12 protein-coding genes are annotated in these 14703 nt (G+C 59.2%); 3 read left to right on the top strand and 9 right to left on the bottom strand.

The features are described from left to right. Nucleotides 1-201 precede the first annotated feature (201 nt). Nucleotides 202-1101, top strand: coding sequence for a ProQ/FinO family protein (locus FAZ79_RS07420; RefSeq protein WP_136867346.1), 900 nt, complete (start codon nucleotides 202-204; stop codon nucleotides 1099-1101). A 594-nt stretch (nucleotides 1102-1695) separates the two neighbouring features. Continuing rightward, complete coding sequence (gene mtgA, locus FAZ79_RS07415) at nucleotides 1696-2409, top strand: monofunctional biosynthetic peptidoglycan transglycosylase (protein WP_136867345.1); 714 nt, start codon at nucleotides 1696-1698, stop codon at nucleotides 2407-2409. A 28-nt stretch (nucleotides 2410-2437) separates the two neighbouring features. On the opposite strand, the gene FAZ79_RS07410 is transcribed toward mtgA, so the two are convergent. Together FAZ79_RS07410 and FAZ79_RS07405 are read right to left on the bottom strand one after the other, a co-directional pair. After that, nucleotides 2438-3772, bottom strand: a complete 1335-nt coding sequence (locus FAZ79_RS07410; RefSeq protein WP_136867344.1) for a flippase — start codon at nucleotides 3770-3772, stop codon at nucleotides 2438-2440. 59 nt (nucleotides 3773-3831) lie between these two features. After that, complete coding sequence (locus FAZ79_RS07405; RefSeq protein ID WP_169303637.1) at nucleotides 3832-4989, bottom strand: hypothetical protein; 1158 nt, start codon at nucleotides 4987-4989, stop codon at nucleotides 3832-3834. 364 nt (nucleotides 4990-5353) lie between these two features. Here FAZ79_RS07405 and FAZ79_RS07400 point away from each other — a divergent pair, with 364 nt between their 5' ends. Then, nucleotides 5354-5743, top strand: a complete 390-nt coding sequence (locus FAZ79_RS07400; protein ID WP_136867342.1) for an adenylyltransferase/cytidyltransferase family protein — start codon at nucleotides 5354-5356, stop codon at nucleotides 5741-5743. On the opposite strand, the gene FAZ79_RS07395 is transcribed toward FAZ79_RS07400, so the two are convergent. The 7 genes from FAZ79_RS07395 to FAZ79_RS07365 form a co-directional block, all read right to left on the bottom strand. Next, nucleotides 5740-6963 carry a CDP-glycerol glycerophosphotransferase family protein gene (locus tag FAZ79_RS07395; protein WP_247709521.1) on the bottom strand — a complete coding sequence of 408 codons (1224 nt, stop codon included), beginning with the start codon at nucleotides 6961-6963 and terminating at the stop codon, nucleotides 5740-5742. The two genes, FAZ79_RS07400 and FAZ79_RS07395, sit on opposite strands and share 4 nt — an antisense overlap. Next, nucleotides 6887-7711, bottom strand: coding sequence for a UDP-N-acetylglucosamine 2-epimerase (locus FAZ79_RS07390; protein WP_247709520.1), 825 nt, complete (start codon nucleotides 7709-7711; stop codon nucleotides 6887-6889). Before FAZ79_RS07390 ends, FAZ79_RS07395 begins: the two co-directional genes overlap by 77 nt. A gap of 413 nt (nucleotides 7712-8124) precedes the next feature. Further along, entirely contained in the window at nucleotides 8125-9003 is an 879-nt protein-coding gene (locus tag FAZ79_RS07385) for a glycosyltransferase family 2 protein (protein WP_136867341.1), read from the bottom strand. Between the two features lie 173 nt (nucleotides 9004-9176). Beyond that, nucleotides 9177-11186: a hypothetical protein gene (locus FAZ79_RS07380; RefSeq protein WP_136867340.1), complete on the bottom strand. Its 2010-nt coding sequence runs from the start codon at nucleotides 11184-11186 to the stop codon at nucleotides 9177-9179. Beyond that, on the bottom strand, nucleotides 11186-13102 hold the full coding sequence (locus FAZ79_RS07375) for a tetratricopeptide repeat protein (RefSeq protein ID WP_136867339.1): 1917 nt from the start codon (nucleotides 13100-13102) through the stop codon (nucleotides 11186-11188). The genes FAZ79_RS07380 and FAZ79_RS07375 overlap by 1 nt, the downstream gene beginning before the upstream one ends. Before the next feature lie 65 nt (nucleotides 13103-13167). After that, complete coding sequence (locus tag FAZ79_RS07370; RefSeq protein ID WP_136867377.1) at nucleotides 13168-13611, bottom strand: pilin; 444 nt, start codon at nucleotides 13609-13611, stop codon at nucleotides 13168-13170. A 227-nt stretch (nucleotides 13612-13838) separates the two neighbouring features. Then, entirely contained in the window at nucleotides 13839-14288 is a 450-nt protein-coding gene (locus FAZ79_RS07365) for a pilin (RefSeq protein ID WP_136867338.1), read from the bottom strand. Between the last annotated feature and the right edge of the window lie 415 nt (nucleotides 14289-14703).

The raw sequence follows: 14703 nt of genomic DNA, 5'->3' as shown, positions 1-14703 counted from the left end.
CCGATCGAACACCGCCGCCTGACGGCCGAGTCGACGCGTGGCCGGCAAGGTGGTCAGTGATGTGGTTTACGGCGTGCTAAACCGTTAACATTTCGACTTTCGGGGTGTTCCTCTCGCCAAGGCGAGCGGGTCGACGCCCTGCCCCGACCGGCGAGGAACCCTGCGCCGGTCTTGTTTTATTTGAGCCAGACCGATCGAGACATGAGCGCAGACGACCAGAACGCGAACCGGGCCGACAAGGCGACCGTGGAAGACAAGGCCACCGACGGGGCCCCGCGGGCCGACGAGGCGGCAACCGAGTCCACGCAAACGACCGGCGCCACATCGGTCAAGGGCGATGACGAGACCAGCGCGACACCGGCGGCCAGCGGCAACGACGACGCGGGCGAAGCCGCCCAGGAGGGTGCCGCGGAGGCCGACGAGAAATCGGCAACGGAGTCGACCGGCGAGCCGAGCCCGGAAACGGCTACCGAGGCAGCGCCCGCCCAAGCTAACCAGCCGAAGAAGCCGCGCGTCCACCCGCGCGAGGCAATCAAGCAGTTCGAGGCTGCCTGGCCGGAGGCCTTTTCCTCCGACCCGAAGCAGGTCAAGCCGCTGGCCATCGGCATCCTGCAGCAGATCCTCGCTGACCGACCCGCCGAACTCGACGGTCTGAACTCCAAGGCCATCCGCGCGGCGATGAAGTTCTACACCTCGCGGCTGTCGTACCACATCGCCATGAAGAACGCGGAGCATCGCGTCGATCTCAAGGGCGAGCCGGCCGAACCGGTCGACGACAAGGCCCGCGGCCACGCCGAGGAACAGATCAAGGCCATCCACGCCGCCCGCGACGCCAAGCGCGCCGAGCAAGGCGAAACGCAAGACGGCGGCGAGAAGAAGCCGCGCCGCCCGCGCAAGGCCGCCGGCAAGCCGAGCGGGCCTCGCAAGGGCGCCAAATCGTCCCCACGCGGTGACGGCGGCAAACGTCGCAGCGAAGGCCGCCCCAGCAAGGGCGACAAGCCGCGCAAGGAAAACCAGCCGGACCCGGCATTGAAGAACATGAGCATGGAAGAAAAGCTCGACCGCCTCGCCCAACGCTTCGGCCAGGATGGCGTGAAGTAAACCCAAGCGTGGCAGCGGGCGGCCGCCCGCGAAAGCCTCCGTGGCGGCTGCCCTGCTCTCAGCCCTTTAAGCGGCTGATTTCCACCACACCGTCCAAAGTCGGCACCCCGGGGCCCCTGCGCCTTGCCTCGGCACCGCTGGGATGCAGGGTCTGGGCGGCATGGACGCCGCCCAGAGGTTCGCCGCGACACGACGTCGCGTCGAACCGACCCGGCCGCAACCCGGTGGTGACGAGGGAAGCCCGAAGGGCCAAGGCGCCGGGGTGTCCTTGTCTTTGGGTACTTTCTATTGGACAAGCAATAGAAAGTGCCTCGGGCGTTGTCACCGCCGCGGAAACGGAGCTGGGCAGCGTCACAAACGCCCGAAAACGAGACCGCCGTCACCCCAAGGTGCTCTACTCCGCTCGATAACCACAGAACTACCAGGACTCGCACCCCCGGCGCGATTCGTCTGCAAAACAAACTCCCACATTCTGCCGCCTGCCCCGATACGGGCAACCCTCGGCCACGAAAACGGCTGTTTCCGAACGATAGCGGTGCCGCGTACCCCTCCGCTCGCGCTATCATCCGACACCATGCCTAGCAACACACCCCCATGAGCCGATCCAAACGCCATCGCCCCATCCGCCGATGGACACGGCGCTTGATCCTGCTGGCCCTGCTCGCCTTCCTGCTGATTCAGCTTTGGTTCTTCGTGCAGGTCTGGCACTTGCGGGACAACAACCCCGAGACCACCGCCTTCATGCGCGAGCGCCTCGAACTCCTGCGCGGCATCCGCCCGGACATTCGCGCCCAGCAGATCTACGTGTCCTACAAAGCCATCAGCCCAGCCGCCCGCCGCGCCGTGGTCGCCTCCGAGGACGACCGCTTCATGGACCATTGGGGCATCGACCTGGTGGGATTACGTCACGCCATGGAGCGCAACCTCGAGGCCGGCGAGATCGTCGCCGGTGGCTCGACGATCACCCAGCAACTGGCCAAGAACCTCTTCCTCTCGGCGGAGCAATCCCTGTGGCGCAAGGGCCAGGAAGCCCTTATCGCCCTGATGCTGGAAGCCGTCCTCGGCAAACGACGCATTCTAGAGCTCTACCTGAACTACGCCGAATGGGGCAACCTGCTCTACGGCATCGAGGCGGCCGCCCGCCACTACCACGGCAAGTCCGCCAGCCAGCTCACCCGAAACGAGGCCGCGCAGCTGGCCGCCATGCTGCCCAACCCGCGCTTCTACCAAGACAACCGCAATGCGCGGGGCCTGCAGGTTCGAACCAACGCGGTGCTGGAGCGGATGGGATACTCGCAAGTGCCATAGCAACGACAACCGGGCAAGCGCCTGCAGATCAAATTGCTGAGCAACGGATACCCAACCGCCGATGCACCGCCCTCCACATCCAGATATTCCAAAAAACGATGCTTGCAGTGGTCGCAACTGCCGCCCCCGTGACACCGTACGGGGGGATGAGCATCAAGTTGAGACCAATATTCCCCACTGCCGCAACAGCCACGGCACGGGTCACATCCCTTTCATATCCCGTCATGTTCAGAAGCATGCCGGCCGCGCCGAACCAAGCACTGATCAGTTGTCCGAAAGCCAACAAGAGCAGCGGCCAATACGCGGGGGCAAACTCCGAACCAAAGAACGTGACCAGCATCCATTCGCCGAAAAACACGAACAACAAGGTCGCTGGAATCGCGAAGGCAAGCGCCGCCTGAGACGTGCGGCGGGCCAGCTTTTGAAGCTTTTCAACTTCCTGCCCCGCATGCAGGCGCGTAATAAACGGGGCGACTACCATATTCAAGGCTGATAGCCCTAAAGAGACCAGCAGCGCCCCCTGGGCTGCTACCCGGTACACCCCCACATCAACCACCGCCGCCAACACTCCCAGCAACAAGATATCCGCATAGCGGTTGATCTGCTGGAAGCCCTGCGTGAGAGCCATAGGCCAGGCTGCGCCCAGCCAAGCGCGGGTGGCAAAACGAGGCGCCACATCGCGAAGCTCACGGGGACGGTACCGGCGGAGTAACCATACCCCCACGACGAACGAAACCAGGGTCGCCACAACCGTCAACGCCATAGCATCCGATGCCGTGATGGCCGCCCCAGGGGCCAACAGCACCGCCAAAAGAAACACAGCCAGCAATCCCGGCCGCAGAACCTGCTCAGGCCACACCCCCGCGAGCACATGCCTCAGCCCCCGCAGGCTAGCGGAGCGAACCGAAACTAGGGCCAAAAACGGCACCAGGACCAACCCCCAGATCAAGGTTTCACGCACCAGCTCTGTTTCGACCCACCCAAGCCACAGAACCAAACCGCCGCCGGAAATAATTGCCAGAGACAAGATGAGCACCACGCCGTTTGCCCAACGCCATATCCCACGGACCGCATCCCAGTTTTGTAACTGCTGCGCGCGGGCCGTCTCTCGAACCACTAGAGGAGGCACACCCATGCGCACGGGGACAGCCGCTAGAGAGACCAAAGCGAGCACAAACGCATATATGCCATAGCCATATGCACCAAGGACTCGTGCGAGCAGCACAACCACCACAAGGGTGATCAAGACCTCAAGGATACGAAACAGAAAGCCCCACGCGCTCCCACGAACCAACTGCGCGCCCACACTCGCTCCACCAACGACTTTCTTGGCAAGAAAAAAAAGTGACGGAACGCGCGCCATCAATAGAAAAGACCAATATCAATTAAATACAACACCCAACACCTCACGACAAAAACCTATTAACCACCAATACAAGCAACTGAACGCTTCAACGCCTTAACCCCTCGAAGCAAGAACGAGTCATCAATATCCTTACCCAAGATTTTCCCCTTACCGTAAGATTCAGCCTCGTAAAATTTATAATCTATGCCGAAGGTGGTCATGTAAGCACCGTAAAGAAGGGCACCTTTTCTATCGAAAACTTCGGGATTTAGGAGAAAACCAACCATCTCACTCAGGCTTTGGGGCTGCCCGCACACTCCAAGACGGTCATAGAATGACCGACCCAATAGAAGAGAAGGCTTGCCCCAATAGGTCGCTTCAACCCCAACAGTAGAGCCAAAACTCGCGACTACATGAGCCTCTTCAAGCAAGGCATAGGTATCAACTTCTTCATTTGGACCCACAAAAAGCACGTCAGGCCACTGCTCCGCTAAGCTCGCCCACTTCCTTCTGTCATTTTTGCTCTTTTTTGACACATGAGGATGCACCCTCACACACAACCTAAGCCCATCAATTTCCGAGATGGCTTTTTTCAAACACTTTAGCGCAAACTCCTGATCATAAAACACCGGATGCTGGGCGTCCCCACCAATAGCAACCATCTCATCATCTGACGACGAAAAATACACGACCCATTTGTAGTCAGACGAAAGGTCTTCCGGCAGGACCCCTTTCTCCTGCTTCTTGATAAACACATTTTCCTTTGACCTGGAGAGCCCCCGACGCGCCAGGAAGAACTCTTCCCCCCACACGTCAGCGCCCCTTCCTGAGTATTTCTTCACGTCTTCCTGAACCCGGTCACGATCATGAGGAAGGTAATCATGAAACCTATACTTACGAACGGACGCCCCCACCTCGTAAACTTTCCACCGCAACCCCATATAATCGGCCGCTCTTATAACAGCCCTAGTTGTGGCAAACCGTCCGTTGTACGCCACAACCTCGGAAGGCGACTCCCGAGACATAATATCTTTTGCTTTAAGGTATGCCCTTATAGCAATTTCCACCCACCCAGTAATATAACGGGAATCAGTTTCATACCTGATTGTCGAATCCTTTTTGTAGGAGACAGCAGAACTGAGAGCCGCCCAGCCAAGGTCATGGAAGCCTTCATAGCCTATGGATAGAAACTGTTCATGAGTCTTTATTGTCTTCAGTATGTCTTTAGCAATCATCCCAGCTCTTTTTTCTAAACTGGGGTCAACCCCCTCGACCAAGGAGCGAACACATTGCGACCTAAGTATACGTAAGGCGTTATTGCTTCTTATGAAAGGGACATCTATTAATTTATGAATAGGATAGTAACTCTCATCCCCACGCAAAAACTTGGTCAAGTCAACGTAACATACGTCCTCACCGTTCTCACGCGCACGCAGAGCCACCTCAACCCCTGTCTCCACGTGCGGTCTCCACGCTATTGAAGAAAAGACCATCAACATCCCATCGACCTCAATAAATCAGTTAATCCACAAAGTGAAATACGATAAGCTATTTCTCACAACCTAAGAAACAAACCAAACAACAAGAGCCCCGAGCGGAATGAAAACAATTGTCACCTTCGGCACCTTCGACGTGTTCCACATCGGCCACCTGAACATCCTCGAACGCGCCCGATCGCTGGGTGATCGGCTGGTGGTCGGCCTTTCCAGCGACGAATTCAGCTGGCGGAAGAAGGGGCGTTATCCGGTTTTCTCCGAAGGGGAGCGCATCCGGCTGCTCGAGGCGCTGCGATGCGTGGACGTGGTATTCCTTGAACATTCCCTGGAGGAAAAGCGGCGGTACCTCCTGGAGCAAGAAGCCGATGTACTCGTGATGGGCGACGACTGGCAAGGGAAGTTCGACGAGTTCCAGGACATCTGCGATGTCGTCTATCTGCCCCGCACTCCGTCCATCTCCACGACCGCGGTCATCGAAAAGATTCGTCTCTAGCGGGGCGCCTTTACCAACCTGTCGAGACAACGCCTCGCCGACTGACCATCGGCATAGGGACCGTAAAGCATCTTCTTGATCTCATCCCGCTGGAGAGCCTGCTCGCTTAACGCCTCGACGGGGTTGACGACCGCTTGCTCCAACGCCGCCTCCAGTTCGTCCGCTCCCCGTACGACCCGGTCGAAGCGGAACTCGGGGCCAAGCGAGAAGCCCTTGCGAAACGGCGGCCCCACGTCGAGAAAGAGGGTCGGCCGATCCAACAGCAGAAAATCGAAGGCGATCGAGGACCAGTCGCACACCAGCACGTCGGACGCCAGCAGTATCTCCTCAGCATCGGGATAAGTTCTCGATGACAGAACGTGGACATGCGGGTACTCGGCCGACGGATCCAAGGGCGTATTGAGGTGGGGCCTGAGCAGGATGCTACACCCTTCGCGTTCTGCAAAACTGGACAGGCGCCCCATGAACGCCGCCTCGTCCATCCCGAATGGGAACACGCTCCGTCCCTCCGCATCCTGCTTCCAGGTGGGCGCGAACAGGATCAGCTTTCGATCGGGGGGCAAACCAAGCTCTTCCCGCACCTCTGCCGGGGACTGAGTGGCATTGACCAACCGGTCGGTCCGCGCATAGCCGGTGACCACCACCTGATCTTCGCGGAAACCGAACTTCTCGACGTACAGGCGTTTGATGAAAGGGCTCGTCACCCAGGTCTCGCGGTACCGATGCTGGGTGCGAAAGTCGTCGGCATCGAAGCCCTTGAAGGGGATGCCGTGCCAAACATCATAAAAGCGAATCTTGGTGAACCTTGGAAGGGGGGCCATGACGTGCAGCCCGTGATCCGTGACTATGGCGTCAGCCCGGCCTAGGCGCCATGCTGCTCGCGGGCTGCCCGCCCATAACACCCGGATACCTTCACGCCGAAGGCTTCGGTGGTAGGCCAGATCCATTGTCAGGAACTCGAGCTCGACTCCGACATCGCTTTTCTCGGCCTCAAGATAGAGCGCGAGCAGGTTGCCGTTCAATTTGTGGCCGTACAGAAGTACCCGACGAGGATCCCGCCGTAAGAATGGCCGCAGCAGAAGAGCCAGGGCCACGTTGGCCCCGAAGACACCCAGCATCACCCAGTGCCACGGATTGCGCCGATTAATTTTCATGGTGAGCGGTAGGTGATTGACGGATTTTCGCTTCTCTTGAATATCTGAGCCGTCGTTGCAAATCATCCACTATCACATTAACTGGCGAATCTGCCGGCAATTCGCTCGTGGAGCTGATCTTTGCCGGACGGTCGACCATGGCTAGACTTTCTCGAATCCGCTCAGAATCGAATCGACTCAACACCACGTTGCTACCCAGCCCTTCTTGCCGTTCGGTCGCCATGCGCATGAGCAGCGTGGGAACACCCAGATAAGACAGCTCTTCCTGATTGCTTCCACCATCGGTAATTACCAGCCGGGCACCGCTCACCAATTGCATGAAAGGCACATAGGTCATGCGAGGTTTCATCTCGATACTGGTAACGCTAGCGAGACGTTCCATCTCGCCCGTTTCCTCGAGACGCTTGCGCGTCGTCGGGTGCAACACCAGCACCACGCATACCCGTTTGGATAGCTGCTCGATGGTGTCGATGATGATGCCCATCCGTTCGTTCGACTGGAGGTTCTCGAAACGATGAACCGAGACAACGGCATACGACTTGTCCATTCGAATACGCGGTGGCGCAGGCTTGGTTACTGCATAGCGCAGGGCGTCAAGTATGGTATTGGCGTTCGTGTTCACCACACCGACCCTGCCGGGTTTGAGATTGCCACAGGCCCAAGCGCCGGGACAGTAGGCGATACCGGCCAGTCGACTGACGACAATACGGGTGAGCTCTTCAGGAAACGGATGACGCCAGTCGAACGAACGCAAACCGGCCTCCACATGCGCGATCTGGCAGCCAACCAGGCGCCCCACTGTCGCGGCAAGCAAGGTCGTGAAGGTGTCTCCGTGAGCCAGGACGATGTTGCCCCCCCCGTGGTCTTGGCGCCCACTTACTACGCTCAAGCCATAGCCGCCAAGCGGTGCGCAACATCCAGATACCGGCCTGGGTAATTCCCTTCACTTCAGGGCCGGCATAGACCCGCTCCCGTCGAGTGGTTACGCCGAACTCATCCAGAAGTGAATCGATCGTTTCGTGGTGCTGTCCAGTCAGCAACAACCGATATGGCTCGTCCCGTCGTTCGAGCTCGACTAGCAGCGGCGCCATCTTGATGGTCTGGGCTCGAGTCCCGATGATCGCGATGAGTCGAGGTGGATTCGGCAAGTTTTGCAGCATTCCGGCTACCGACGAGCGTCACGAGAAAAACCGACGGGTGCACAGACACCCAACTTCGTCCAGCAATTCATTTCTTATACATCAGCTGTGTGATCTGCTCCGAGACCAACCCGATCAAGAAAATGGTCACGGATGCCGACCATAGAAAGATGGTGATGCTGGACAGGCGATGGTCCACGGTGAACGTGTAGAGGTAGTAGCCGAACCCCAGGAGGAAGTGGGCGAACGCAATCGGCAAGAATAGCTTCAAGGGAGAATACAACGTGCCGATCTTGAAGATGATCAACAGAAAACGGATGCCATCCCGGAAAAGACGAATATGGCTCTTCCCGATCCGCTTGGCTGCGACAATTGGCTCGTAAGCCACGGGATAGCCCGCGCGGAAGAATGCCATGGTCGTAGTGGTCGGATAGGAAAAGCCGTTTGGTAGCAGATGCAGGAACTCGCGGAACTTGTCGGCCTTCACGGCACGGAATCCGGAGGTGAGATCCTGTATGCGTTGCCCGACCATCCACGAAGCCAACCGATTGTAGAAACGGTTCGCTACGCCGCGCCCGACACTGGCCTGCGAATCATTGCCGCGCGCGCCGACGACCATGTCGAAGCCCTGCTCCAGCCGTTCTAGCAAGCGTGGGATATCTGCTGGGTCGTGCTGCCCATCGGCGTCCATGAACACGATCACCTTGCCGGTCGCATCACGCGCCCCAGCCTTGATGGCCGCGCCATTGCCCATGCTATAGGGCTGCCAGATCACGGTCGCGCCGGCGGCCTCCGAAACGGAGCCGGTATCGTCGGTCGAGCCGTCGTTCACGACCAGAATTTCCGCGTCCGGATAAAGTGCTCGGAGCTTTTCGACCGTGCCGCCAACGGCCTGTGATTCGTTCTTGGCCGGCAGCACAATCGACAGCGTGATGTCGTCGGTAGCGTTTGTCAGGGGCTGTGTCATGTCATCCTTGTGATCTGATTCCCGAACCGGAAGCATACCGGAGGAACCCCCGAAAAACCTGTCGTGCGACCAGCTCGCAGAACGCAAAGCGGGCGCCAGCGAACAGCCTTCCTTGACTTGGGGCGACGGTTTTCCAAGGCCCGACGTCGGATTGCCGGACAGAGCCCGGTCGGCTAAGGAAGAGCTGGAAGACGCGGGACTCGGTCTCGTTCATTCGTCTCATCCTCACGTATCAGGGCCTCGAGGTGCTCGCGTTCCTGCTGGTAGTAGCCTGTGCGCTCGATGTACCAGTGCCGGACCCGATCGATCGAAAGGCGGCCACCGGCACGTCCTTCCGGCCAGTCATCCTCCAACAGGTCCAGCGCCAGGCGGTAGTGTCCGTGACTCGCGAGCATGGCCGCCGAGCGCAGCGCGACGCCCCGGTCGTCTGTCGCTGCGACTAGGTGGCGCAAGTTTTCGGCGGCTTGCCGCGGCTCGTTCCGACGCAGGTGCAAAAGCGCGCCTCGCTGCCAGAGCAGTCGCTCCAGTCGACCACCGTCCATGTCACGCTCTGCCGTCAGTCGGTCCATCAGGGCCAGAATAGCTTCGGGCCGGCTCCATTCCCCGCAATCGCCGCTCATCAGGTAATCGAGCAACGTCTCCGTCTGTTGTGCCGCCACGGCGCCGACGCGCGGGGCATGGCCAAGGGCCTGCACGACCGCGTCGATCGCTCGCTCCGGCGAACCGGCGAGCGACTCGTCCCGGCAGGCATACATCACTCGAGTCATGCGCCAGGGCAGACCGTCAGGATCAAGTGCAATCGCGCGGTCGTTCAGGCGCACCGCCTCGGCGACGTTGCCCGTCTCCCACCAGAAATTTGCCAAGTGGTGCTGTGCTCGGGGCGACTCGAGGTTCACCTTCGCCCACTTGAGTGCCTGCAGGTAGGGGCTCGACCACAGATCGGCACGCATGAAGGTCATCGCGGCCAGCAACAGCAGCACGCCCACCGGGACGGCGATACGAATGTCTTTCGGAACCGGGGCGCGGGTCAACCACCACAGAGCCAGCGGCAGACCGAGCAGCATCGCCGGCAGGTAGCTGCGATGCTCGAAGTAGAGTTCCAGCTGGATGAAGGTGGATTCCAGGAGATGCCCGGCGAGAAAGAAGAGCACTGCCGCCGCCACGAAGGGGTGTCCCCGACGCACCCGGATTGCCCAGGCGACCAACGCGATCCACGCCACCCAGGCCAGGGCCGTTATCCACGGGGTAAAGGGGTCGGTCGACAGGCGGATGTCGTCGTTGAACAGCCCGCCCGGGTAGGGGCGCGGCAACAGAATATGGAACACGTAATCCCAGAGGATGCGTCCCTGGGTGAGCAGGCGCTCGAAGGGCGTGAAGTCGCGGTTGCCCGACTCGCCAACCAGCAGGGCCGGCACCGACCGGGCGACATACAGCGCCAGGAGCGCGAGCGGCAGCCCCAGCACGATCCACCGAAGCCAACGGAAGCCACGCCCGGGCTGTTGACCGAGCCTCCGATCCATGGCGGCCAGAATGGTGACTTCCAGCACCAGCACCAGGGCCGGCAGCAACGCGCCATTCTCCTTGGAAAGCACGGCCAGCAGGCCGAAGCCCCACACCGCCACGATCGCGACCGTCCATGCCCGCCAATTCGCCTGAGGCGGACACCGACGGCGCCATTCGACCCAGAGCCACAGGCCGGCCACGGAAAACAAGGCGGCCAGCTGGGCCATCCGCTGAACCACGTAGAGTGTGGTTGACACCCAAAAGGGATGGAGCAACCACAGCCCCATGGCAACGACAGCTACCCAGCCGGCACGCGCCGCCGACTGCCCCAAGGCGAGCAGGAGCGATCGCATCAGGCCAAACAGCAGCACACCCGTTGCCAGATGGATCAGCACGTTGGTGCGCTTGAACGGCCACGGGTCGGCCGGCCAGTGGTTGGCATCGATCAGGAACGACAGGTGGGAAACCGGGCGTCCCGTCGGTCCGGAGAAGCCCGAGAACAGATACAGCCAAAACGTTTGCCAGTCATCGACCACGCCATACATGCCCAATAAGGCGAGGTTACTGTGATCGTCGAACAGGAACCCTCCAACCAGGCCCGGCCAGTAGACGCACCAGGCCGCTGCCAGTAGGAACAATACCGCCGTGATCGGGTGGGCCAGCCAGGACTTCGAGCGCATCACCCCCTCTCCTCAGCAGCCGCCCGGCGCTGGGCCAGTTCGGCGCGGAACCGCGCGATGGTCTCACTTTCCAGCCCGAGACGGTTTATCGCCTCAAGCCGGTCAATGCTCGCAGCCGCACGGTCGAGTTGGCCGACGGCCAGCTGGAAGGTGATGAGGTTCCGCCACACGGCCGGGTCCTCTGGTTTTCGCGCCACCGCCTCGTAAAGCAGCGGCTCTGCGGCGCGAGCTTCACCGACCACATTCAACAGGAAATTGGCGTGCAGGGTCATCAACAGCGCGTGATTCGGATTGGCCTCACGCGCGGCCTCGATGACCTCGCGTAATGGCTCGATCGGAATCAGAATGTCGCGGTTCGTCCGCGCATCGATCAAGGTGTAGAGAGCAGTTCGATCCTGCGCCGACAGTGGCCTCGTCCTCACATACTCTCGCACACCCTCCCACCATGCCGAATCGATGGGCAAACCATGACGCGCATGTTCATAGATCAGCCCGTGCCAGGGCAGCAATGTCGTGTTTGGCAAAACCGCCGCCTCGCGCCAGGTATTCATGGCAATGGAAAAGGTTGGCGAATCGGGTGGCGGAGACAAGCGTGTCAGCTCCAAACCCAGACCGTATTGCGCACGCGGCGAGTCCACCTGCCGCGTGGCCTCGAAATAGGCAAGCTGCACTGGATCGCTCCATTCGCTCGCGCGTAGGAAGCTAAGAAAGCCATAAAGAGCAATCAGTGCTGCAACCGCGAAACGGCGCGCGAGTACCAGCTCCGTCACCCGACCATCGAGCAGCAACGCAAAAGCCGCCAATAGGATGCCCATCGACCCAAGGTAGTTGCGATGCTCATAGACCAATTCCAAATTGAGCACCGTCGAAACCAGCAGGTGCATCACAAAGAACAACAACACGCCGAAGGCTGCGAGACGGAACCGGTGCCGCATGCGCACGGCTCCGATAGTTAGCACCATTAAGCCCAGCACGGCGGGCAAGGTGGTCCACGGCGTCAGCGCCCCCCGGGATATGGGAAACGCATCGTGATAGAGACTCAACGCCCCCGAGTTTGGCGCGATGATCCACGCTAGGTAGTGCCACAGCACACGCGCTTCCGTCCAGAGTCGATCGAAAACATCGAATGGACGGTTGGCGAACTCCGGATCCGCAAAGACCCTCGGCAGCAACCACGCCAATCCGATAAGACCCGGAACTACGAGAAGAATGACGAATAATCGAACGACTGCGCCTCGCGCAGAACTGCCCGGCTTGCCGAAACCAAAAAAGAGCCACTCGATCAATAGGGCGTAGACCGGGAGCATGACAGCGCTTTCCTTGGAAAGCACTCCCAGCATGCCGCCAAGAATCAGCCCACCCCACATCAGGGGCAATGCACCACCCCGGCCAGCCTCCAAACGGACCCGCCCCGACAGGTAAGCTAGCAACCCAGCAAGCATAAAGAACGTTGACAGACTTTCCATGCGCTGTATCACGTACAGCACACCCGTGAGATTGATAGGCGCAACCAGCCAGGCTAAAGCGACCAGTAACGCGAGCGTTCCTGGGGCGACTAGAACCGGACGGACGGACGGCAAAGCAACCAAACGCGAAAGCAACAGGAAAATCAGTAGGCCATTGCCAAGGTGGATGACAAGGTTAGTTACCTTCATTGGGAAGGGGTCGAGCCCAAAAAAATAACGTTCTATCGACAGAGTAAGCATCGCAACCGGCCTCTTAAGGGGACCGGCATTCCCCGCTAAGGAAGCACGAAACAACTCTGAAAACGTCAACGAATTAATATCTGAACCCTGGTTATCGACCAGATTGGGGAAATCATCGAGAACAAAGCCACCACTTAGCCCCGGCATGTATATGAGAACAACAATACTGAAACATGCCAACAGAAAAAGACTGCCACGAATCTTGGACATGAAAATAACCATCAAAAAAACACCCCGCCTAGCGGGGTGTTTTTGAACGTTAACTGACCGAAAAATTATCGGCAGCTGGCCGGAATGTACTTATCTGCCAGAGTGGTGGACTTGCAGGTCCACGAAATCGAACCACCTTGATCAATCGCGGAGATCAGAAGGATATCTCCGGTGATGTTGGTGTTTTCATTACCGGTGTTAAAGGTTGCACCGATGAGCCCGGCTGTACCACCTTGAGCAACGTTAACTTGGCTTACATATTCCCCGGAGATGCTCGCTGCGGTAGAAAGCCCCGCAGAGGCATTACTCGTGGGGAACGAACCGCGCTGATTATAGAATTCAGCGACAGCCGTCTTTGCTCCCGAACTCAAGCTCATCCCTTCCGAAACTTGAGCACGGATCGTGTAATCCTGGTAAGCCGGAATGGCAATTGCGGCGAGGATGCCGATGATCGCGACCACGATCATCAGTTCAATCAGGGTGAAACCCTTCTGAACCTGCTTGTTCATTTGCTTCATCATCAGTCAGTTCTCCTTTGGAGAGGTTGATCAACCGGGCCTCCTGGCCCATGGCGATAGTAACAGAGCAAGGCGCATGCCAGTAGTTGCTCATTGTGACAAGCTGCATACCAAAACTGTGACAGCACTGGGCCGCACGCCACACCGTGTATATCCAACCCTCACTCCCCGTCATTACTTGCCCACAGTCGACAAGGCAGAGCGTCAGATATTGACAATCAATCCCGATAGGATTGCGGCAGGTATTTCTCTGGGAATCCACATGATGCATCCCAGCGAATGCTGCCAGGCGCGGAGGTCACCGGCGAGAAGGTGCATTCGTTGGCCTGACCGGCAATCACGGTATTGGCGTTATTCCCGTAGCGCACAACGATGTCCCCACTATTCTGCACCTCGACACGCTCAACGTAACTACCGACAATGGAGGTGCTCTGCGCCAGCCCCGCCGATGCGTTACTGGAAGGCAGCCGAGCACGCTCGGCATAGAACTCCGCCAACGCACGCTGGGCACTGGTTGCCAACGTGATGCCTTCGGACACCTGGCTGCGCACCAAGTAGTCACGGTAGGCAAACGTGGCGATGGACGCGAGGATGCCGATGATCGCGACCACGATCATCAGCTCGATCAACGTGAACCCGCGGGTTCGTCGGGGAAGAGAAGGGTGCATGACTGGCTCCAATGGCGTTCGTGTTTCTTCACCACCCTGGAACCCAGCGACTCGAGAAAAGCCATCATGCGCCCAACCACAAGGCGGGTAGCCGCGTGCTGACCAGTCGATCAACACCAGGAACGCGCGTGGACGCGCCCTCCTTCAACGTTGATGGCTTTCAGTCGCCCGAGGTTCGCGGGCGTCTGACTCGATATTGGAATTTACCGCTCGTGGCGGACGGCCTGTCGCGTAACCGAGCCCGAACGAAGTCGGACAACTTCCCCAAAGCATTTTTTGTTCCACACACATCTATGGCCTGCTCCCCGATCGCAAGCCCCCGGTGGGGTGGTGGATAATCAGGTTGCGTCAATCTATTCGGCCTCCTCGTGGAGCGGTTCAGTGCTCCGGGCCTCGATGGAGAAATCCGCGCCTG

Origin of the sequence: Guyparkeria sp. SB14A (assembly GCF_005096345.1) — a bacterium.
GTDB classification, from domain to species: domain Bacteria; phylum Pseudomonadota; class Gammaproteobacteria; order Halothiobacillales; family Halothiobacillaceae; genus Guyparkeria; species Guyparkeria hydrothermalis.
The sequence above is the reverse complement of the archived record's forward strand: the minus strand, read 5'-3'. Positions and strand labels throughout refer to the sequence as shown.